Source organism: Rhodohalobacter sp. SW132 (genome assembly GCF_003390325.1).
Classification (GTDB): Bacteria; Bacteroidota; Rhodothermia; order Balneolales; family Balneolaceae; genus SW132.
The window spans coordinates 1-1965 of sequence record NZ_QUOK01000028.1; the positions used below are offsets into that span (position 1 = coordinate 1).

The window sequence follows — 1965 nt, forward strand, 5'->3', positions numbered from 1 at the left end:
GCGGTTTTGGTAATGTCGGGTGGTGTGATGGCCCAGAATATGGACAGTGTGGAGGGGGATTTTCAGGCACTTCAGGCGCTTTATCATTCGACCCAGGGCAGTGATCTGCCCACTCTTCGCAGTTCAAATGATTTGCCTCATCACAGCAATGCGACCTACCCGTATATGTATATGATTAACGGGGATATCTGGTGGGTAAAATTTAATAGGCGTGGTGGTACGTCTTCATGGCAAAATGCAGGAAAGCCATGGACAGATAAAACGGGGTGGGAAAATATGACTCCCAATACTATGGGGAATGCTGTGGGGGTTACTACAGATTCTAACGGTCGCGTGATCGAGGTAGATATGCAAAAAATCACTACGGAAGTCTATTCGGGTAACAGACTCTTTACAACGGGTAATAATCTTGTGGGTGAGATCCCCGCAGAAGTTGGGAATCTGAAAAAAGTGAGAAAGTTTAATGTGAAGCAGAATTTTCTATATGGGTCTTTACCCCCCGAGTTAGGGTTTATGCGTGATTTGGAAAGGCTATCTCTAGCCGGACATCACTGGGAGCTTGATATGGATAATAAGCGTTTATGGGCGGAGTCATCGCATATGCATACAAGCACAGGTGATGATCCTTTTTCATATTCTGTTAACGGAAAAGATGTGCCAGCCACAAATAGGTTTAAAACGGAATTACCGCCTGAAATTGGAAGTATAACGGGTTTAAAAATATTTGAATTTAGTCACCAGTTTGTCCAAGGTACACTTCCATCTGAATGGGGAAATCTCACTGAATTGCAGGGGCTTTTTATTGACCGGCCACGAAACGTTGAAAATGCCTTGTACAGTGAAATACCAAGTTCTTGGGGGAATATGACAAAAATGAGATATTTCCGAATTGCAGGATCAACACGTTTAAGTCTATTTGGGCCGCTTCCACCTGGTATGCTTGGGTGGGATGAGTTAGTTAATTTTGCAGTTTATGATAATGACCTTTCAGGTGAGGTACCTGTTTTTCAAAACCTTACTGAGGTATTCTACTTCAATATTGCTAGAAATAATTTTACGGGTGAATTCCCTTGGGAGAGCATATTTAATGGTAATAATTCACGTTTAAATAAATTTAATATTTCTGGTAACAATATTTCTGGTCAAATGCCCTCTACGGTCCCAGATGCTGTCTTCCCTGCGCAAAACTCCGGTGGCAGGTATCGTGTTGCAGCTTTTGAAGTTCATAGTAATAATTTGTCAGGAGAGTTTCCTCATTGGGCGCACAATATGATTAGTCAAATGACTTTTAATATTTCATTTAATGATTTTTCAGGGCCTTTTCCTGAAGGCGCTATGGATAACAGCAGCCTAAAGACATTTAGAATACAGGGAAATAATTTTAGCGGTGAATTACCTGACAAAGAGTGGGCTACTGATGGTATGAACTGGTTCCAGATACAAAATAATAATTTTGAGGGTGAGATCCCGGATAGCTGGGCCACGCTTTTTCAAGATGATGATGGAAACTGGCGTAGCGGCACAGAGTTCAGGTTTGACGGAAATAATTTTTCCGGGAGGGTGCCCGACTGGGGCAAACATATTGATGTAAACAGATACTGGTTTCATACAAACCGCTTTACGTTTGTGGATATTGGACCTTCGTACGGTGATCTGCAATCTGCACTTGGCGGTTCGTACAGAATAGATAATCAAAAGCCGTTTGGCAAATCAAGGACGGTAAGAAAGCCGTCCGGCTCGAGGGTCGTTATTGATATGAGTGAGTATCACTACTCAGGCAATCGGTACCAGTGGGTAAAGGACGGGAAGGCCCTTTCCGGGGAAACCTCATCTGTACTTGAACTATCCAGTGTTGGATCATCGGATGAGGGAGCATATACCCTGGAAGTGACCAACAGTTCCATGTCGGGACTGGGAACTCATGTCAGCCAGCCCATTACGTTCTCGCTGGGAAATGACGATGGT

1 pseudogene is annotated in these 1965 nt (G+C 43.4%); it reads left to right on the forward strand.

Features of this window, described 5'->3' with window-relative positions:
• Positions 1 to 1965, forward strand: a pseudogene (locus DYD21_RS21180) (hypothetical protein); the annotation flags it as partial.